Source organism: Bradyrhizobium sp. (genome assembly GCF_004799445.1).
Lineage (GTDB): Bacteria > Pseudomonadota > Alphaproteobacteria > Rhizobiales > Xanthobacteraceae > Bradyrhizobium.
In genome coordinates, this window is the sequence record NZ_SSNA01000202.1 from 55,258 (window position 1) to 73,904 (window position 18,647).

At 64.1% G+C, this 18,647-nt stretch carries 20 protein-coding genes; 6 read left to right on the forward strand and 14 right to left on the reverse strand.

Translation table 11 applies throughout. From position 1 onward, the window contains the following. Window positions 1–9 precede the first annotated feature (9 nt). Together E8A46_RS26100 and E8A46_RS26105 are read right to left on the reverse strand one after the other, a co-directional pair. Entirely contained in the window at window positions 10–2,265 is a 2,256-nt protein-coding gene (locus tag E8A46_RS26100; RefSeq protein ID WP_291567373.1) for an ATP-binding protein, read from the reverse strand. Window positions 2,266–2,445: 180 nt separating this feature from the next. Continuing rightward, window positions 2,446–2,913 (reverse strand): hypothetical protein, encoded by a 468-nt coding sequence (locus E8A46_RS26105; RefSeq protein ID WP_291567374.1) that lies wholly within the window; start codon window positions 2,911–2,913, stop codon window positions 2,446–2,448. Between the two features lie 894 nt (window positions 2,914–3,807). Between E8A46_RS26105 and E8A46_RS26110 the strand changes: the two genes are divergently transcribed. From E8A46_RS26110 to E8A46_RS30505, 3 genes are all read left to right on the forward strand, one after another. Then, window positions 3,808–4,056, forward strand: coding sequence for a hypothetical protein (locus E8A46_RS26110; RefSeq protein WP_291567595.1), 249 nt, complete (start codon window positions 3,808–3,810; stop codon window positions 4,054–4,056). Between the two features lie 121 nt (window positions 4,057–4,177). Further along, complete coding sequence (locus tag E8A46_RS26115) at window positions 4,178–4,429, forward strand: hypothetical protein (protein WP_291567377.1); 252 nt, start codon at window positions 4,178–4,180, stop codon at window positions 4,427–4,429. A gap of 35 nt (window positions 4,430–4,464) precedes the next feature. Next, on the forward strand, window positions 4,465–4,932 hold the full coding sequence (locus E8A46_RS30505; RefSeq protein WP_363252638.1) for a DUF3606 domain-containing protein: 468 nt from the start codon (window positions 4,465–4,467) through the stop codon (window positions 4,930–4,932). On the opposite strand, the gene E8A46_RS26125 is transcribed toward E8A46_RS30505, so the two are convergent. The 7 genes from E8A46_RS26125 to rsmI all read right to left on the reverse strand — a co-directional run bounded on the left by E8A46_RS26125 (window position 4,892) and on the right by rsmI (window position 10,238). Beyond that, window positions 4,892–5,431 (reverse strand): hypothetical protein, encoded by a 540-nt coding sequence (locus E8A46_RS26125; protein ID WP_291567380.1) that lies wholly within the window; start codon window positions 5,429–5,431, stop codon window positions 4,892–4,894. The genes E8A46_RS30505 and E8A46_RS26125 overlap by 41 nt on opposite strands. Before the next feature lie 449 nt (window positions 5,432–5,880). Continuing rightward, a complete protein-coding gene (locus E8A46_RS26130; protein ID WP_291567382.1) occupies window positions 5,881–6,150 on the reverse strand; it encodes a hypothetical protein in 270 nt (89 codons plus the stop codon). An 84-nt stretch (window positions 6,151–6,234) separates the two neighbouring features. Further along, the gene (locus E8A46_RS26135) at window positions 6,235–6,651 is read right to left on the reverse strand and encodes a cupin domain-containing protein (protein ID WP_291567385.1); all 417 of its coding nucleotides are present in this window, start codon (window positions 6,649–6,651) and stop codon (window positions 6,235–6,237) included. Window positions 6,652–6,722: 71 nt separating this feature from the next. Continuing rightward, window positions 6,723–7,694, reverse strand: coding sequence for an MBL fold metallo-hydrolase (locus tag E8A46_RS26140; RefSeq protein ID WP_291567387.1), 972 nt, complete (start codon window positions 7,692–7,694; stop codon window positions 6,723–6,725). A 178-nt stretch (window positions 7,695–7,872) separates the two neighbouring features. Further along, window positions 7,873–8,820 carry a glutathione synthase gene (gene gshB, locus E8A46_RS26145; RefSeq protein ID WP_291567389.1) on the reverse strand — a complete coding sequence of 316 codons (948 nt, stop codon included), beginning with the start codon at window positions 8,818–8,820 and terminating at the stop codon, window positions 7,873–7,875. Window positions 8,821–8,857: 37 nt separating this feature from the next. Continuing rightward, the gene (locus tag E8A46_RS26150; protein ID WP_291567391.1) at window positions 8,858–9,295 is read right to left on the reverse strand and encodes a YraN family protein; all 438 of its coding nucleotides are present in this window, start codon (window positions 9,293–9,295) and stop codon (window positions 8,858–8,860) included. Then, the gene (rsmI, locus tag E8A46_RS26155; RefSeq protein WP_291567394.1) at window positions 9,282–10,238 is read right to left on the reverse strand and encodes a 16S rRNA (cytidine(1402)-2'-O)-methyltransferase; all 957 of its coding nucleotides are present in this window, start codon (window positions 10,236–10,238) and stop codon (window positions 9,282–9,284) included. The genes E8A46_RS26150 and rsmI overlap by 14 nt, the downstream gene beginning before the upstream one ends. A gap of 383 nt (window positions 10,239–10,621) precedes the next feature. Between rsmI and E8A46_RS26160 the strand changes: the two genes are divergently transcribed. Beyond that, complete coding sequence (locus E8A46_RS26160; RefSeq protein ID WP_291567396.1) at window positions 10,622–11,857, forward strand: penicillin-binding protein activator; 1,236 nt, start codon at window positions 10,622–10,624, stop codon at window positions 11,855–11,857. 172 nt (window positions 11,858–12,029) lie between these two features. On the opposite strand, the gene hemW is transcribed toward E8A46_RS26160, so the two are convergent. The 3 genes from hemW to rph are packed head-to-tail and all read right to left on the reverse strand — an operon-like array spanning window position 12,030 to window position 14,562. Further along, window positions 12,030–13,187, reverse strand: a complete 1,158-nt coding sequence (gene hemW, locus E8A46_RS26165; protein WP_291567597.1) for a radical SAM family heme chaperone HemW — start codon at window positions 13,185–13,187, stop codon at window positions 12,030–12,032. Next, window positions 13,183–13,812, reverse strand: coding sequence for an RdgB/HAM1 family non-canonical purine NTP pyrophosphatase (gene rdgB, locus E8A46_RS26170; protein WP_291567398.1), 630 nt, complete (start codon window positions 13,810–13,812; stop codon window positions 13,183–13,185). Before rdgB ends, hemW begins: the two co-directional genes overlap by 5 nt. Window positions 13,813–13,848: 36 nt before the next feature. Beyond that, window positions 13,849–14,562: a ribonuclease PH gene (rph, locus tag E8A46_RS26175; RefSeq protein ID WP_291567400.1), complete on the reverse strand. Its 714-nt coding sequence runs from the start codon at window positions 14,560–14,562 to the stop codon at window positions 13,849–13,851. A 181-nt stretch (window positions 14,563–14,743) separates the two neighbouring features. Between rph and hrcA the strand changes: the two genes are divergently transcribed. Beyond that, window positions 14,744–15,832, forward strand: coding sequence for a heat-inducible transcriptional repressor HrcA (gene hrcA, locus E8A46_RS26180; RefSeq protein ID WP_291567402.1), 1,089 nt, complete (start codon window positions 14,744–14,746; stop codon window positions 15,830–15,832). Window positions 15,833–15,944: 112 nt separating this feature from the next. After that, entirely contained in the window at window positions 15,945–16,538 is a 594-nt protein-coding gene (gene grpE, locus E8A46_RS26185; RefSeq protein WP_291567403.1) for a nucleotide exchange factor GrpE, read from the forward strand. A gap of 98 nt (window positions 16,539–16,636) precedes the next feature. Here grpE and pncA read toward each other — a convergent pair whose 3' ends face one another. Both pncA and E8A46_RS26195 read right to left on the reverse strand, forming a co-directional pair. Further along, window positions 16,637–17,353, reverse strand: coding sequence for a bifunctional nicotinamidase/pyrazinamidase (gene pncA / locus E8A46_RS26190; RefSeq protein WP_291567404.1), 717 nt, complete (start codon window positions 17,351–17,353; stop codon window positions 16,637–16,639). A gap of 115 nt (window positions 17,354–17,468) precedes the next feature. After that, window positions 17,469–18,407, reverse strand: coding sequence for a hypothetical protein (locus E8A46_RS26195; protein ID WP_291567406.1), 939 nt, complete (start codon window positions 18,405–18,407; stop codon window positions 17,469–17,471). Window positions 18,408–18,647: the final 240 nt, after the last annotated feature.

An 18,647-nucleotide genomic window follows, 5' to 3' on the forward strand; every position in this document is an offset into this window, starting at 1 on the left:
TTGCAGTGTTCAGGCCGCGAGATGCCGCGCGGCGGCAAGGCCGGCCAGCGCATCGGCGAGCTTGTCGCGATCGAGCGGCTTGATCAGGAAGCCGTCCATTCCCGCCTCGAAGCAGGCGTAGCGATCTTCCACCAGCGTGTTCGCCGTCAAGGCCAGGATCGCGGTCTGGCGGCCGGGCTGCCCGGCCTCGCGGGCGCGGATCCGCTTGGTGGTTTCGATGCCGTCGAGCTGCGGCATCTGGATGTCCATCAAGACCAGATCATAGGGCGTGCCGGCGGACCGCGCCGAAAGCCACGATTCCAGCGCCGCTTCGCCATTGGTGGTGATCACCACATGATGTCCGAGCCGGGTCAGCAGCGAACGCATCAACAGCGCGTTGATCTCGTTGTCTTCCGCCACCAGCACCGAAAGGCTGCGCGCGGTTGCGGCCGGCGGCGGCTCGGCCTGCCCGAGCGGTTCGATCGAGGCATCGGCGGCCAGGTTCGGTGCGGCAATCTCCGGCGCCATGGTCAGGCGGGCCGCGAGCGAAGCCGCGCGCAACGGCTTGACCAGATAGCCGGTGAACGCCGAGGTGGCCGGCGAGGATTGCAGCTCGTGCCGCGTCGCCGGCGTCAACAGCACGATCCGCTGCGTCGCGTAGGGGCGCGCCGCCGCCGCCAGCGATTCGGCCTGTTCGAAACCGAAGGCGTGATCGAGCAAAACCGCGTGCCAGCTACGTTCGGGCAGCAAGGCTCGCGCCGCCGCGAGGTCCGAAACCACGCAGGTCTGGCCGCCCCAGCGCTGCAGCCGCCGCGCGATCAGGGAAGCCTCGATGCTCTGCGGCGCGACCAGCATGATCGACTGGCCCTCGAGTTCGGGCGCGGCGAACGCCTCAAGTCCTCCATTGTCGGCGGCGGCAAGCGGAATCGACACCTCGAAGGTCGAGCCGATTCCGGGCTGGCTCTCCAGCGTGATGCGGCCACCCATTCGCCGGACGATGCGCTCGGAGATGCTCAGGCCCAATCCGGTGCCGCCATAGCTCCGGGCGATCCGTTCGTCGGCTTGTTCGAACTCGCGGAAAATCCGCTGTTGGGCTTCGGGCGCGATGCCGATGCCGGTGTCGCGCACCAGGAAGCTGATTTCATTGGGCCAGATGCCGGGTTCGACGATCAGCGCCACGCCGCCGGTCGAGGTGAATTTGATGGCATTGCCGGCCAGATTGAGCAGCACCTGGCGCAGCCGGGCGGAATCGCCGACCACCTGCTGCGGCAGACGCTCGTCGACATAGGCGGCGATCTCGAGCTTTCGCGCCTGCGCCCGCGGCGCCAGCAATTCGGCGATGTCCTCGATCAGCCCGGCCAGCGCGAACGGGCGGTGTTCGAGATCGATCTTGCCGGCCTCGATCTTGGAGTAATCCAGCAGTTCCTCGATCAGCGCCAGCAGCGCGTCGCCCGAGGTCTTCACCGCCTTGGCATAGGTCATCTGCTCCGGCGTCAGCGGCGTATCCATCAGCAAGCCGCTCATGCCGATGATGCCGTTCAGCGGGGTGCGGATTTCGTGGCTGGCCATCGCGAGAAAGCGCGACTTGGCGCGGTTGGCGGCATTGGCCTGATCGCGCGCCTCGGCGAGCGCGCGTTCGGTCTCGGTGCGGTCGGTGACGTCGCGGCCGACGCATTGCATCTCGGCAGGCCTGCCGGCATCGAAGCGAACCAGCCCCTCGCGCCAGGCGATCCAGCGCGGGCCGAGCGCGGTTGCGATTCGCTGGTCGTGAATCCGCGTGCCGTTCGCCTCGAGCGCGGTATCGCCCTGCTCGAGCACGGTGAGCTGAAAGCTGCTGCCGATCAGCGCGTTGCGGGGTTGCTCGGCAAGCTCGCAATAGGCGTCGTTGACGAAGGTGATGGCGCCTTGCGCGTCGCGCAGCACGATCAGGTCGCCTTGCGATTCGAACAGGCTGCGGGCGCGTTCCTCGGCCTCCTTCAATTCCCAATTGCGATCGGCCAGCGCTTCGTTATGCAGCGCGATCTTGCGCAATCGTTTGTGCATGAAGCGCAGCCGCATGCTCAGCGTGGCGAGCCCGACGCAGGCGAGCGCGAACAGGAAGCTGGCGCCGATCGCAAAGGCGTTGGGGTCATAGCCGGAATTCTCGGACCGGCTGCCGGCGATAAAGCCATAGGCGCCGCCGAAGGCGGCGGAAAAGACCATGAACGAGCGGACCGCTAAAACCATCCACGGATGACGCCGCGCGAAGCGGCGCAGGCCTAGCTTGATCCGGAGAACCCGCCTCATCGCCGATTACCCTGGGTTTGCATCGCGATTGTTTCCGCGCGACCTCCACGGGAGGCTGCCCCGTCGCGCGTCATTTAGTTGGTGACGACGATGCCTCGGCCACCTTGCAAAGTGCTTGAGGAGGGGCGATGTCGCGCCGCCCGGTGAGAACAGGGTTGATAAAGCGTTAACGTGGCCGATTCAGAGCGATGCGGCTTCCAGCGGGCGGTGCCCGCGGCTGGCGCCGACGATCAGCGCCGCCGCATCGCGCAGGCTGAAGGTCTTCGACCGGACAAAGATCCGGTAGTCGGCGGGACCGTCATGCGAGAGATAGATGACAGGAGAGCCGCTCTCGGGATTGACCGAAACCGCCACGAAACGCGTCGCTGCATTGGCCTCGCAGGCCCCCTGCTCCGCGCCGTCGGCATCGTCGACCATGACGAAATCGGCGGCCTCGGCGCTGTCCGAGATCTGGACCCGCACCGTCGCGGCTGCCGGATCGTCGGTGAACGCGACGTGGAGATCGGCATGCCAGGGCAGGTCCGAGATCTGCACCGAAACGTTCGATATCGCGATGCAGGGATGGGCGCCCGGCAATAGCCCGCCGCGCGCGAACACGCCGGCGAAGATCAGTGGAACCACCGAGGCCAGAATCTTGAAACGCAACATGACACGCCGCTCGCTTTCCCACGCCCTCGGATACGCAGGGGGCTTATGGTTGGCAGAGTGTAAACAAAACTCGTTACCGGCGAGTTGACGCGGGGTTACCGGTTCCGGATTCAGATTTCAAACAGCCAGGTTTCAAACCGTCATTGCGAGGAGCGCAAGCGACGAAGCAATCCATCTTCATTGCGGCGCCAAAGCTGGATTGCTTCGCTTCGCTCGCAATGACGGCCAAACACGACTTCGCGATCTCGCCGCGCGTTTCGCGCGAGTTTTGCTGGAACCTTCCGCCCTCTCCCATCAGAGGGCGCAGGGAATGCCGGGCGCCCGATGCGCCCGCAGCCGCGCGTGTAGTGGTAGTAAACACGCGCGTTAGTCACCACGGTCACACCGGAATCACCCGGCATTCCCCGCGCAATGGTTTTAACGGTTTCCTTCGCGCTCTCCCCGGTGACCGGGCTTGTTTGCCACCGTCGCCAGCGGAATCGCTTCCGCCAACTTGATGCCAGCGTCGGGGCATCAGGACCACACGACTTCGCCGTCCGCATGCAGCATCGCCCGTCAAGCGCGCCGTCGCGTCCACCGCATCCCGCTCCGCGTCCGTGACGTTGCGCAACGCCCCTCTGAGGAGCGGGACGGGGCGAGTTTGTAAAGATGATTTGCCCGACGGCGAAAGCGAAGAATTTTTCGCAGTAGGACTGGACAGGTGGAATCACGTTGATCGTGCTGGTGTTTTTTTCGTTTTGCCGCATGCCTGAGATCGCCGGCGCGCGATCCGACAACGCTTTTGCATCGGCGCGGATCTGCGGCAGTGCGACGCGCCGTGGGGATGGCGCGCGGCGGCCACGGAACGATTTCCGGGCTGGTCGATTGGGCTGCGGTTGGCCAGGAGATTTAGCCATGAGCGATGAAAACCCGGCGCCGCCTTTCGTTTACGATGGCCTGGATCCCGTTCCAGAGCCGAGGTCCGCCCTCGCCGAGGTCGCGGGAGCATTGAAAGAAGCCGTCCATCGTCTCGGCGACGCGATCGATGCGGGCAAGAAGCCCGGCAGGCCGCTGAGCATCCTGAGCAACATCGCGCGCGAAGCGCCGCTCGGATCGCTGCTGATCGCTTTCCTGTTGGGTGTCGCCGTGGCGCGGCGCCGTTAGCGCGATTTGATTTTGGCCTCGCCTGAAGCCCGCACGATCCCGGCCGGATTGAAGAAACCTCCATCGGCTGTGTGCTGAATCGTACACAGGAACGAAACATCGGCAGTCGTGTTGGCTTCCCATGAGTGAGCCAGCAGCACACCTGATCGAACGTTCCACCGAGATTGCCTGGGATTACCTTGATCGGACCGGTGATCTCGGTGAACCGGAAATGGCGGCGCGATTCCTGTTGGACACAGTCCAGCAAATGATGCGTCAGGGGGAACATCGTCCGCTCATGCTCTCGAACAAGGCGATCGACGCCTACAAGCGCTTCAGAAGCGCACGGCGCGGCGGTGCTGACACTCTGAGGGGAACAAAATGGGCAACCTGAAAATCAAATGCCAGCAGGACCGCTCCAAGATCAACATGCAAGAACCGCATGAGCTTCAATACTGGATCAAGCACCTCAAGGTCTCCAGCGAGCAACTTCAGAAGGCGGTGGACAAGGTCGGCAACGGCGCCGCCGCCGTCCGCAAGGAATTGGCGGCAGAGGCCGTCAAACGAGCGCGGGGTGTTCCCGGAGGCTGCAATGAGGTTCGCCAAGTCCAAGATATGATCATCTCGTGCCCCTACGTCTTCAAACCGCCATTGGAACACCTTCTCCGCGATAACGACGCTTTCCCTCGGCAGACTGCGGAGGGCCTTCGGGTTCTCCAGAGGCCCCTTCGCCTTCGCGAGCATCGCCGCAATATCCGCCACCGTGTGGCCCGTATCCTCCAGAGTGCAGATGTCCTTTCGGAGCAATCGCCGCGCCCCCTTAGGTTTCCCTCTGGCCTTGGTCTTCTTGGACATCTCAGGATGCTTTCGTGTCTGGTGCAGGCCCGTGGTCACTGAGGCCATATCCCCCAGCATCCCACCGCGCGTGTCTCGTGTGAAAATGGATGACTTGTACGTTCTCAGGTGCGTGGTGCCAGTACAGCTCCATCCGCGCCTTCTCAGGGTCTAGAACGATGCGAGATACGGCCTGCCTGAGCGCTTGATTGGTCACCACAACATCCACGGTGTCCGCCTCTAGCGTCTTCTTCACAGCCTTGAGCCTATCGCGCACACTGGCGGTGGTGAGCGTATCCCGCTGAGCCGTAATGGTCCTCAGGCGCACTTGGGTCTCTCGCAACTCCGCGTCCTTCTCGCGTAACCTCTTTCGGGCAGCGGGGCTCTTCTCTTGGGCAGCAAGGTCCGCGAGGTCCGATGCTTCCCCGCTGTAATGAAGCTCCATGGTGACGAGGCCCGCGATTTCCCGATCCAGAGCAGCCGTGTTCCTCCCTCTTGGGGCCTCTTCGATCAACCAACCAGCGTTATCGCGGAGCGCCTTCTCGACGTCTCTGTAGGGCACCGCGAGATACTTGCAGCCTGCCGCTCTCATGTTCGCCCGGGAGCACACAAGGTACACATAGGTGCCCTTGGATAGCCGACGATGTGATGCAAGGTGTCGACTACGTTCTTTCTATTTGGCGCTACCGCGCAAGCCGGGACCAGCTTGCTGGTGGTCGGAAAGTGTTTGCCGGCACTCCAACGCTCTCATTACCCGAAAAACCTCCGAGGCCGCATATTGTAAGCCCACATCAGCATCCAGAAGATCGCGAAGAACAACCCGCCCAGCCCGTGCCATCTGGGGAGTGACCCCTATTGTTTCTGGGTTGGAAGCCATGCCGCGATTCCACCCCGGCACGACCAATCGCCGATAATTTAGTTTCGTGGCCTCCAGAGCCGGTGCTTTGCGCACTACCGCGTTATTCTCTAAGGGAGCAGTTGGCGGCGGCCGGCCAGCGACCGCGCCCGGCTTCACCGCGTATCGGCCATAGCCCCGCGGCAGCCTTCGGAGATTTCGCGCGACCACTTTCCGATCGTGCAGGTCTGCAGCACCTTGTCGGCGACACAGAAGCCTGCCCCGTCGCTGAAAGATCGGCCGGCCCAGACGCACCCGTTGGCCGGCAGCGGAATCATCACGGGCATGGAGTCGAACGTGGGTGCCGCAAGCGGCGGCGTTTGCTGGGCATGGGCCAGGCCAAGCAGCAACGCACTGATCGAGATCGTTCTGAAGAGCATCAACATGGATCGTCCCCCTCGCCGCTAGCTCCCAAGTATCGAAAAGCTGCGACCGCTTTTTGACATTTGGAAGGGGCGGCCGCGACCGATCTACCGCTTCACCTCGACCGCCACCGGCTGACCCTTGGCCTTGATGCGGATCACGATGGTTTTGGAGTCCTTGTCGGTGGCGTTGCGGCCGAAATGCGGGGTGTTCGGCGCGGTGTAGATCGCCTCGCCAGCCTTGACGATTTTGGTGCCGACGCCCTCGATCTCGAAGGTCTGTTCGCCCTCGACCACGTAAGTGATCTCGTGCCCTTCGGGGTGCATGTGCAACGGCAAGGCGAAGCCGGGCTGCCAGGTCGAGGCGAACAGCAGCACCTCCTGCCCGGGCAGGTTGTTGAGGTCGGTCTGGAAAATTTGTTTGGTCGCAAGCTTCGGGGCCTGGGCGTGGATGATTTCGGATGTGCCGGCGCCGAGCAGGATCCCGCCGGCGAACAGGATCGCGGCAAACATCTTCGCTTTCATGATCGCTGCTCCCAAAATTGAAACATAAAAAACGGGGCAGCTAAAGAGCCGCCCCGTATTGGCGATCCCCTCTAAAGCAGCATCGTCATCGCTTCGGGGTAATAATGGAAACCCTCGCTGGTCTTGGCGACGTGGCCATAGCCCGGCCAGGCGAAGTGATACGACATTACCGGGATCTTGTTGGTCGCCAGCATGTCCAGCATTTTCACCCGCGTATTGGCGGCCTGCTTCGGATCGGTGTCGTAGGAGAATTCCATCCGCGGTTTTTCCAGCAGCAACACCGCGTGGTGGGTGAGATCGCCGAGGAAGGCGAAGGATTTGCCGTTCGACGTCACCATGAACATGGTGTGACCCACGGTATGGCCGGGCGCGGACATCGCCTGGATGCCGGGCAGGAATTCCTGGCCGTCCTTGAAGTACACCAGCCGATCGCGCACCGGCATCAGGTTCTTGCGCGCGTGAATCACGAATTCCTTCAGCGGGCTGCCGAGCTTGCCTTCATCGGTCCAGAAATCGAAATCGCTCTGGGCGATGTAGTACTGCGCGTTGGGGAACAAGGGCTGGTTGTCGCCGTCGACGATGCCGCCGATATGATCGATATGGGCGTGCGACAGCACGACCGCATCGATGTCGCCGGGCTTGATGCCGGCTTCCGCCATGCTCTTCTGCTGACGGCCGGTGGTCGGCCCGAACAATTTGGACGTGCCCATGCCGGTGTCGAACAGCACCAGCTTGTCGCCCATGTTGACGATCGGCGAGTTCTGCTCGAGCACGACGTTGTCGGGCGACAGAAAATTGTCGCTCAGCATCTTCCGCACCTCTTCATCCGGCACGCCGATAAAGGTGCCCTTGGGAGGGCCGAGCGGCAACGGACCGTCGGAGACGACGGTGACTTCGGCGCCACCCAGATTGAAACGGTAGAAATAGGCCGATTGGGTCCCGAGCTTCGGGGCGCGCGCCAGAGCGCTGCCGCCCAGCATGGTTGATGCGCCCAGGCCAGCACCAAGGGCGAGCAGGGACCGTCGCGAAACATCTGATGTCATGCGTCTTCCTCCACTGTTTTTATAGAATTGTGCATTTTTGCGCCCAGGCGGATTGATCCTCCACTCGATGCTACGGGCGGCAACAGGCTGCTCCCGCTTTCGCGGGCTGGCAAGAGGGATTTAGGGTTTGAAAAACGCGCAGCTGAAACGTGTCAGCCGCATGACGAAGCGAAGAACATCATTTTGCGCCGCGCTTGGCCTCGATGGTGTCCCAGATCTTCGCCGCCACATCCGGCCCGCCGAGCCGGGCGATGGCGCGAATTCCCGTGGGTGAGGTGACGTTGATCTCGGTGAGATTGCCGTCGATGACGTCGATGCCGACGAACAGCAGGCCGCGCTGGCGCAACGCCGGGCCCAGGGCGGCGCAGATCTCGCGCTCGCGCTCGGTGAGGTCGGTGGCTTGCGCCGCACCGCCGCGCACCATGTTGGAGCGCAGATCGTCCGGCGCCGGCACGCGGTTGACGGCGCCCGAGAATTCGCCGTCGACTAGGATGATGCGCTTGTCGCCATGCTTGACCTCGGGGAGAAAGCGCTGGATCACCCATTGCTCCCTGAAGGTCACGGAAAACATGTCGAACAGCGAGCCGAAATTCATGTCCTGCGGCATGATGCGAAACACCGCCGCGCCGCCGTGGCCGTGCAGCGGCTTCATCACCACCGCGCCATGCTCGTCGCGGAACGCGTTGATCTCCTCGAGGTCGCGCGAGATCAGCGTCGGCGGCATCAAATGCGGGAAATCCATCACGAAGATCTTTTCCGGCGCGTTGCGCACGCTGGCCGGGTTGTTGACGACCAGCGTCTTCGGATGCAGCCGCTCCAGCAGATGCGTCGAGGTGATGTAGGCGAGATCGAACGGCGGGTCCTGCCGCAGCAGGATGACGTCGAAGGCGGCGAGCGATTCGCGCCTCGGCTCGCCGAGGGTGAAATGGTCTTCCACGTCGTCGCGCACGGACAGCGTCTGTACCGGCGCCACCACCTCCTCGCTTTTCAGCGAGAGTTTGTCCGGCGTGTAGTAGGACAGCCCGTGGCCGCGCTTCTGCGCTTCCAATAGCAGCGCGAAGGTCGAATCGCCGCGGACGTTGATGCGCGCGATGGGGTCCATCTGGACGGCGACGTTCAATTTCATGGGCGGGTCCGCTGACTGGCTCTAAAGGAATCGGGGTTCAGGTGCTGGCGTCGAATGCCGCCAACAGATGGCGCGGCAAGCGCCTCGGCGCAATCAGCATGGCGTCGAAACGGAGATCAAATTCGGCATGTTCGGGATGCGCCATCAGCCAGGCCTGGGCGGCCGCGATGATCCGCGCCTGCTGGCGCGGCGTCACCGCATAGGCGGCCTCATCGAGGCTGGCGCGGGCCTTGACCTCGACGAACACCAGCAGATTGCGCCGCCGCGCCACGATGTCGATCTCGCCATAGGGCGTGCGAAACCGCTTCATCAGGACGCGATAGCCCTTGGCCATCAGAAAAGCGGCGGCGCGCCCTTCCGCCGAAATGCCGGTGCGAAACGCCGCCACGCGTGCGGGCGAGACGGTTTTGGTCGGCTGGTCCGATGGTGCGGCGCCATCCGTCGTCGCGCTAGTCTTTGTGCTAATCTTGGCCATGGCCGCCCCTTTCGCCTTCCCTGGCAAGCTCAAGCGCGCGGGCATAGATTTCGCGGCGCGGCCTGCCCGACAGCTCCACGGCGTGGGCGACCGCATCCTTGACGCTGTCGCGCTTGAGCCGGTTGCGCAAGAGATCGTCAAGCGCCTCTTCCGTCATGGCCTGCACGTCCGCCGCCGGCGGCCCGATCACCAGCACGAATTCGCCGCGGGTCTCCAGCGTGGCGGCGGATCGCGCCAGTTCAAGGACCGGCGCGCGCCTGATCTCCTCATGCATCTTGGTCATCTCGCGGCAGATCGCGGCGTCGCGCGCGCCCATGATATCGGCGAGGTCGGCCAGGGTGTTCTGCACCCGGTTGCCGGATTCGAACATCACCAGCGTGGCGTCGATCCGCGCCAGCTCGCTCAGGCGCGCGCGGCGCGCGGTTTCCTTTGGCGGCAGGAATCCCTCGAAGAAGAAACGGTCGGTCGGCAAGGCCGCCACCGACAGCGCCGCCAGCACCGAGGAGGGCCCCGGCAGCGCGATCACCGGATGACCCGCCGCGCAGACCTCGCGCACCAGCTTGAAGCCGGGATCGGAGATCAGCGGCGTTCCGGCGTCGGAGACCAGCGCGATGGCGGCGCCCTGCGCCAGCTTTTCCAGGATTTTCGGCCGCGCCAGCGCGGCGTTGTGCTCGTGATAGGGTTTCAGCAGGCCCGAGATCGCGTAACGCTCGGTCAGCCGGCGGGTGATGCGGGTATCCTCGCAGGCGATGATGTCGACGCCGGCCAGCGTTTCCAGCGCGCGCAGCGTGATATCGCCGAGATTGCCGATCGGCGTTGCCACCAGATAGAGACCCGGAACCGGCTTCGGCGCGGTCAGGATCTGGCCATGGATCGAAAATGTCCGGATCGCACGTTCCGGCAGGCCACCGGAGGGGTTTGTGGGGGCAGCTTTTGCGCGCATAATGGCAATCTAGAGCATGATCCGGAAAAGTGGGAACCGGTTTTCCGAAAAGATCATGCTCAACCAAAGAGATCTGAGCGTTTTCGAGCGAAGTGGATACCGGTTCGCGTCAAGAAGACGCGTCAAACAAATAAGAGGGGACGCGGAGCTTATGCCACCGGCATGCGTGGGCCGAAACAGGCGGGCCTCCTGGCGCGCGATGATGCGGCTAACCTGCAACCGGCGCCGGTGCCGGAACGTCAAAATCCTTTTGTTTTGGTTAACTATTCGCCGACAATATGCCTGAATCCACCCTTCCTGATCCTTGGACAGATCCTTGGGCAGATCCTTGGGGTTGAGGGTGACGTCCTGGCCGATCGGGGTCGGTCAAGAGAAGAGATGTGATGGTGGGCCCGTTCGATCCCAAATCTTTGTCTGGCAAGTCTCGGCTGTCGGGTTCCCGGACCAGCCGGCGGACCGCGCTTGGCCTCATTCTGGGCGCGCCGATGCTTGGTGCCTGCGCGGGCGTGCAGCAGAGCCTCAGCCAGTTTTCCAATCCGTTCAGCTCCTCGCAGCCTGCGGGCCCCGCGGGCGCGCCGGTTCAACCCGTGGCGGTCGGTAACGGGCAGGTCAAGGTCGGTCTGATCCTGCCGCTGTCGGCATCGGGCAATGCCGGCGTGGCGGCCCAGTCGATGAAGAATTCCGCCGAAATGGCGCTTTCGGAATTCCTCAACCCCAATATCCAGCTTCTGATCAAGGATGACGGCGGCAGCCCGCAGGGCGCGCAGCAGGCAACCCAGCAGGCGGTCGACGAAGGCGCGGAAATCATCCTGGGCCCGCTGTTTGCGTTGTCGGTTCCGGCCACCGCGCAGGTGACGCGCGCCCGCGGCATCAACGTGATCGCGTTCTCGACCGATTCAAGCGTGGCCGGCCGTGGCGTCTATCTCTTGAGCTTCCTGCCGGAGTCCGACGTCAACCGGATCGTCGAATACGCCGCCTCGATCGGCAAACGATCGTTCGCGGCGATGCTGCCCGAAAACGCCTATGGCAATGTCGTGGAAGCGAGCTTCAAGCAGGCGGTGGGCAAACGCGGCGGCCGTGTCGTTGCGTTCGAGAAATACGGTGCCGACCGGAACACACCGGCGGCGCGGGTGGCGCAGGCACTCACCCAGGCCGATGCGCTGCTGCTGGCCGACGACGGCGATTCGGTGGTGAGCGTGGCCGACGCGCTGACCGCGGCGGGGGCCAATTTGAGGAACGTGCAACTGCTCGGCACCGGTTTGTGGGATAATCCGCGCGTATTCGCGAGCCCGAAACTGCAGGGCGGCCTCTACGCCGCGCCGGATCCATCGGGCTTTCGCAGCTTCTCAGGTCGCTACCGCAGAAAATTCGGCGCCGAGCCGGTGCGAACCGCTACATTGGCCTATGATGCGGTGGCGCTGGTCGCCGCCTTGGCGAGAACGCAGGGCGGGCAGCGTTTCCAGTCCGACGTTCTGCTCAACTCGTCGGGCTTTGCCGGCATCGACGGCCTGTTTCGCTTCCGCGCCGATGGCACCAACGAGCGCGGCCTGGCGGTGATGCGGGTCGGCCCGAGCGGCGCCGAGCCGGTCGCCGGCTCGCCGAAGAGTTTCGGGGCGTAAGGCTTCTCCGCTGTCGTCCCGGCCAAGCGAAGCGCGAGCCGGGACCCATAACCACAGGATTTTGTTGTTGCGATAGGTAGGCAACTGCTTGTTTGCCCGATCGAGAAGCCGCGGCGTATGGGTCCCGGTTCGCGTTCGCTTCGCTGACTTGTCCGGGACGACTCGTTGATGATTACGCCGCCAGATCCGCCACCACCGCATCGAGCACCGGGAATCCGGATTGCGTGACCCGCAGCCGGCCGTTGTCATCGACCGATATGGCGCCTTCCTCGCGCAGGATCGCGATGCGGCGGGGATCGAGCGTGCGGCCCGACAAGGCGGCATACCGTTTGGGGTCGATGCCCTCGGCCAGCCGCAGGCCCATCAGCAGGAATTCGTCGGCGCGCTCCTCGCTGTTGAGGCGGTCGTCGGTGACGACGCCATGGCCGCTGGCCTCGACGCGCATCAGCCACGCCTCGGGGCGTTTTTCGGTCGAGATCGCGTGCCTGATACCATCGATATCGAGCCGGCCATGCGCGCCGGGACCGATGCCGGCATATTCCTCGCCGCGCCAGTAAACCATGTTGTGCCGGCATTCGGCGCCGGATCGCGCGTGATTGGAAATCTCGTAGGCCGGCAGGCCATGGCTGCCGCAGACTTCCTGCGTCACGTCATACAGCGCGCGCGCCAGCGCCTCGTCCGGCGTCTTCAGTTTGCCGGCGGCGTGCAGGCCGAAAAACGGCGTGCCTTCCTCGATCGTCAGCTGATAGAGCGACAGATGCTCGGCCGCTTCGGCGATCGCGAGCTTCAGCTCATCGGCCCACATCTGCGGCGTCTGGTCGGGACGGGCATAGATCAGGTCGAACGAATAGCGATCGAACGCGGCGCGCGCGATCGCGACCGCATCGAGCGCCTCGCGCGCGGTGTGCAGACGTCCGAGCGCCTTCAGCGAGGCATCGTCCAGCGCCTGCACGCCGAGCGACACGCGGTTGACGCCGGCTGCGCGATAGCCGGCAAAGCGCGTCGCCTCGACGCTGGTGGGATTGGCCTCCAGCGTCACCTCGACATCGGGAGCCACCCGCCAGTGCTTGCCGATCGCGTCCAGGATGGCGCCGACGGTACGCGGCTTCATCAGCGACGGCGTGCCGCCGCCGAGGAAGATCGAAGACACTTCACGGGAAGGCGCGCGCGCCGCGGTGGCTTCGATCTCGCGCGCGAACGCGCTGGCGAATCGATCCTCGTCAATGGGGGCGTGGCGGACATGGCTGTTGAAATCGCAATACGGGCATTTCGACAGGCAAAACGGCCAGTGCACGTAAACGCCGAATGCTTGCTGCTTGCTCGCGCTAATCAAGGCAGATCTCCGCCAGTTTGACGAAGGCTTTGGCGCGGTGTGACAGCCCCATGCCGAGCGGCGGCAGGCCGTGCTTCTCGATCGAGGTCATTTCACCGAAGGTGCGGCTATGTCCATCCGGCAGAAACGCCGGATCGTAACCGAAGCCGGCGGTGCCGCGCGGCGGCCACACCAGGGTCCCGTCGACGCGCGCTTCGACTTGCTCGACGTGATCGTCGGGCCAGGCGACGCAGAGCGCGGACACGAAATGGGCTTTTCGCCGGGCGGGTTGGGTGGCGCCGCGCTCCTGCAGCAGCCGTTCGATCTGCGCCATCGCGGCGGCAAAATCCTTGTTGGCTCCGGCCCACCGCGCGGAAAGAATCCCGGGCGCGCCGTCGAGGGCATCGACCACCAGTCCGGAATCGTCGGCGAAGGCCGGAAGCTGCGCCGCCTTTGCCGCGGCGATGGCCTTGATGCGGGCGTTGGCGGCGAAGCTGTCGCCGGTCTCGTCGGGCTCGCCAAGGCCGAGCTCGCCGGCCGATATCGCCTCGACCCCGTGGGGCGCCAGCAGTTCGCGCATCTCGGCGAGCTTGCCGGGATTATGGGTCGCGATCACGAGCTGGCCGGTGATTCGACGATGCATGCTTTCAGTCTATGCCAGTGCCGGCGGGATTCGACATCACGCCACGGCCATTTTCTGCAGATCCACCAGGCGGGCCACGCCCTTGCGCGCCAGCGCCATCAAGCTGAGAAATTCGTCCTGCGAGAACGGCGTTTTCTCCGCCGTGCCCTGCACCTCGATGATGCGCCCGTCGCCGGTCATGACGAAATTGGCGTCGGTGTCGGCCTCCGAATCCTCGGCGTAATCGAGATCGAGCACCGGCGTGCCGTTGTAGATGCCGCAGGAGATCGCGGCCACATTATCGCGCAGCACGTTGGCCTTGAGCATGTTGCGGGCCTTCATCCAAGAGATGCAGTCGGCGAGCGCAACCCAGGCGCCGGTGATCGAGGCGGTCCGGGTGCCGCCATCGGCCTGCAGCACGTCGCAATCCACGGTAATCTGGCGCTCACCCAGCGCTTGCAGGTCGACGGTGGCGCGCAAGCTGCGGCCGATCAGGCGCTGGATCTCGACGGTGCGGCCGTTCTGCTTGCCCGCGGAGGCCTCGCGGCGGGTGCGCTCGAGCGTGGCCCGCGGCAGCATGCCGTATTCGGCCGTCACCCAGCCCCGGCCCTGGCCCTTGAGCCATGGCGGCAAACGCTCCTCCAGCGTCGCCGTCACCAGCACATGGGTGTCGCCGAATTTCACCATGCAGGAACCCTCGGCATATTTGACCACGCCGCGTTCCAGCGACACGGCGCGCAACTCATCCGGCGCACGGCGACTTGGCCGCATGGCAATCCTCCAAAATTCAGCAAGGGATAGGGCTGGCGGTGCTTGTAGGTGCGGGAACGGGCAGCGGCAAGGCCCTTGGTCGATCCCCGGCCCAGCCTGAGGGCCTCCTTTTACGGCCACTGCCGCCTTGTCACCGGCCTCCAAGATGGACAGATTAGGGTCGGTTGTCAGGAGGTTCCCTTTGGCCCACCACGAACCGATTGGCCTGATCGCGTCGCATGCCGGGCTCGCCCAGCTCAACGAGCGTTCGCGCGACATATTTCGTCAAATCGTCGAGAGTTACCTCGCGACCGGCGAACCCGTCGGTTCGCGCAACATTTCGCGCCTGATCGCCGTGCCGCTGTCGCCGGCGTCGGTGCGCAATGTGATGGCCGATCTCGAGGCGCTCGGCCTGATTTACGCGCCGCATACATCGGCGGGGCGGCTGCCGACCGAATTCGGCTTGCGGTTTTTCGTCGACGCCCTGATGCAGGTCGGCGATCTCACCGAACCGGAGCGGCAGTCGATCCAGACCCAGCTTGCCTCGGTCGGCAAGGCGCAATCGGTCGAGGCCGCCCTCGGCGAAGCGCTGACGCGGCTTTCCGGTCTCACCCGGGCCGCGGCCGTGGTGCTGACGGCGAAATCCAATTCGCGGCTGAAGCATATCGAATTCGTGCGGCTGGAGCCGGAGCGCGCGCTGGTGGTGCTGGTTGGCGAGGACGGTCAGGTCGAAAACCGGGTGCTGACGCTGCCGCCGGGCGTTCCCTCGTCGGCGCTGACGGAAGCCACCAATTTTCTCAATGCGCGAATCAGGGGGCGGACGCTGGCAGAAGCGCGCCTTGAGCTTGAAACCGCGTTGACGCAAAACCGCGCCGAGCTCGATCAGCTGACGCAGAAGGTGATCGCCGCGGGGATCGCGAGTTGGTCCGGCGGCGAAACCGACGACCGGCAGCTGATCGTGCGCGGTCATGCCAATCTGCTGGAAGACCTGCACGCGCTCGAAGACCTCGAGCGCGTCAGGCTGCTGTTCGACGACCTCGAGACCAAGCGCGGCGTGATCGATCTTCTCGGCCGCGCCGAGCGCGCCGAAGGCGTGCGGATTTTCATCGGATCGGAGAACAAGCTGTTTTCGCTGTCCGGCTCTTCCACGATCATCGCGCCCTATAGCGACGCCGCCGGTCATATCGTCGGCGTTCTCGGCGTCATCGGGCCGACCCGGCTCAACTATGCAAGGGTGATACCGACGGTCGATTATGCGGCGCGCATCGTCAGCCGAATGCTGGGTGGGTAATCCCAGCTGGGCCGGGCTATGAGCGCTTGATTTTCGGCGCCCAAAGCACGATATCCGGGCCAGCAAATCCCAAATTGACCCCATGCAAGGCGATTTTTCGAGAAGGCAACCCATGACCGATCCGAACCGGCCGAATGATGACGCGGGGAACGCCGCACAGACCGGCGAGCCCGTGGTCTCAAAACCCTACATCATGCCCGACGATCCCGAAGAGGGATCGGTCGAAGCGCTGGCCAAGGAAGCCGCGGAATCCCGTGACAAGATGCTGCGGACGCTGGCGGAAATGGAAAACCTGCGCAAGCGGACCGCGAAAGAGGTCGCCGATGCGCGAATCTATGGCATCACCGGATTCGCCCGCGACGTGCTCGACATCGCCGACAATCTGCAGCGGGCGCTCGATGCGGTTCCGGCCGAGACCCGGGAATCGGCCGACCCGATTCTGAAGGCGCTGATCGAAGGCGTCGAGTTGACCGAGCGGTCGTTGCTCAACGCGCTGGAGAAAAACGGCGTCAAGAAATTCGATCCCGCAGGCGAAAAATTTGATCCGAATTTTCAGCAGGCGATGTACGAAGTCCCCGACGCTTCGGTTGCCCCGGGCACGGTCGTGCAGGTCGTGCAGGCCGGCTACATGATCGGCGAGCGCGTGCTGCGGCCGGCGCTTGTGGCGGTGTCCAAGGGCGGCGCGAAAGCCGGCGCGCCCGGGTAGACCTGAGGCGTCATCGCGGCGAAGCGCGGTGCTGGATGATGATGCGAGAGGTGAATTGAGCCCGCTGACAGACCGATTCAATCAAAAAGACATCGGCTCTAAACCGCGATGTCGCTCGACTGGATGCGCTTGACGCCGGCCTTCGCCATATCCGCCCAGGCCTTGGCCAGCGAGCCCTGGGTGTCGATGCCGCGGCAGCCATCTTCGACGACATAGGCCTCGAAGCCGGCCTTGCGTGCATCCATCGCCGTCCATGCGACGCAGAAATCGGTCGCCAGCCCGGCGATGAAGAGGCGCTGCAGCTTGCGCGCCTTGAGATAGGCGGCAAGCCCGGTCGTGGTCTTGCCGTCGGCTTCGGTGAAGGCCGAATAGCTGTCGACGTCCTTGTGGTATCCCTTGCGAATGACGAGCTCCGCCTGCGGTATCGACAGGTCCTTCGAGAGCGAGGCGCCGTCGGTTCCCTGCACGCAGTGATCGGGCCACAACACCTGCTTGCCATAGGAAAGATCGATGGTTTCGAACGGCTTCTTGCCGGCATGGGATGAGGCGAACGAGACATGGCCCGCGGTGTGCCAGTCCTGCGTCATCACGACATTGGCGAAACCTTTTGCGAGCCGGTTGATGACAGGGACGACCTGATCGCCGTCCTTCACGGCGAGGCTGCCGCCGGGCAGGAAACAGTTTTGAACATCGATGACCAGAAGCGCCGAGCTATCGTCAATCTTGAGCGGGGCTGCCGCCCATAGCGCTCTAGAAGCAATCGCCGTGAGCGCCATCGTGCCCAGGCTTGCAAGTACCTGCCTACGGTCCAGCATGTCGGATCTCCCCTGTCAGAACTGCGCCAGCAAATCAGGTCGGCGAGCGATCGTAAAGGAGCCCAGCCGATTCCCCCTGATCGAATCTTCGGCAACAGGTGACCAGATTACCGGCTCACTGCGGCTGAATTCCATCGCGCACGGCGCGAAAGCGCGGAAATGCTTTCGTCCATTCGTCGCGCGGGGCGCTGCCAATGATGCGCAAGGAGTTCTGGCCGCCACCGAACCGCAGCCACTGCACCACGGTGACCGGCGTATTGTCCTTGCCGCTGGTCGCATCGAGACGTGTTTCATATCCGGCCATGCCGTCGATACGGACCGGTTCGGACATCGTAATGCGCCAGTTGCGCACGCCGGGAATCGACCTTGCAGCCTGCTCGGCGTAGCGGCCGCGATCCTCCGGCTGCGTCGGCGCGGATCCCATCAGGCCAATCACCATGAAGGGCGCGGCCTCGAAGCCGGTCTTTTCATCGCCGTCGGCGAGAAGAATACCGGCGTTCGGCGCCAGGGTGCGGACATGCTTGAAGTCGCTGAGATCGCTGACCTTGAAGGGCATCAACCCCAATTGCTCCTCGACCGGAACCTCCTTGCGGATCACCGCCGACGCGAACATCTGCCGAACGGCGTCATCGGTGTAAATCTTGCTGGCGTTTTCGGGGACTTGCACGGCGACATAGCCGGAGAAGGTGCCGCCCGACAGGATCATCGAATAACGCCGCACGATGCTGGCGCCGTTCTTGGCGTTTTCGGCGGTGTAGTAGGCGGTCCCCGCCGCGGTCTCGATGCTCTCGGGCTTGATGCCGCCGGTGCCCGCCGGATTGGCCTTGAAGGCATTCATGACCTCGCCATAGGCCTCGGGCGGCAGCTCCGCGACCAGGACCTTGACGCTTTCATCCTCGGTTTCAAATCCGATGAATGTCTTTGCGCGGGAGAGGCCCACCAGGGGGACCATCCCGACCCGGACGCCAGGCGGAAAAACCGCCTCCGCGGCGAGGGCGGGGCTAACAAGGGTGACGAGCAGAGCCAGCGCGGCAAGGAGTCGAATGTGCTTCATCGGCAATCTACTGGGTTCGCATTGCGGCGGTTCGGTGGTGGGCGGGTCGCCCGTCCCTTGTGGGACCCTTGATCGGTCGGCTTGCTTTTAACGGTTTTGCCGCCCCGGCAACAGCGGCGCCGTGATGGCGTTTCGGCCACCGGGTCTTGCCCGGCGGGGCCGGTCTTGAGGCCTGAAGCCGACACTATCTTTCAAGGTTTAGGGTTTTCGCGGCCCAAGGTTGCGTCGGCCTCCTTGCAG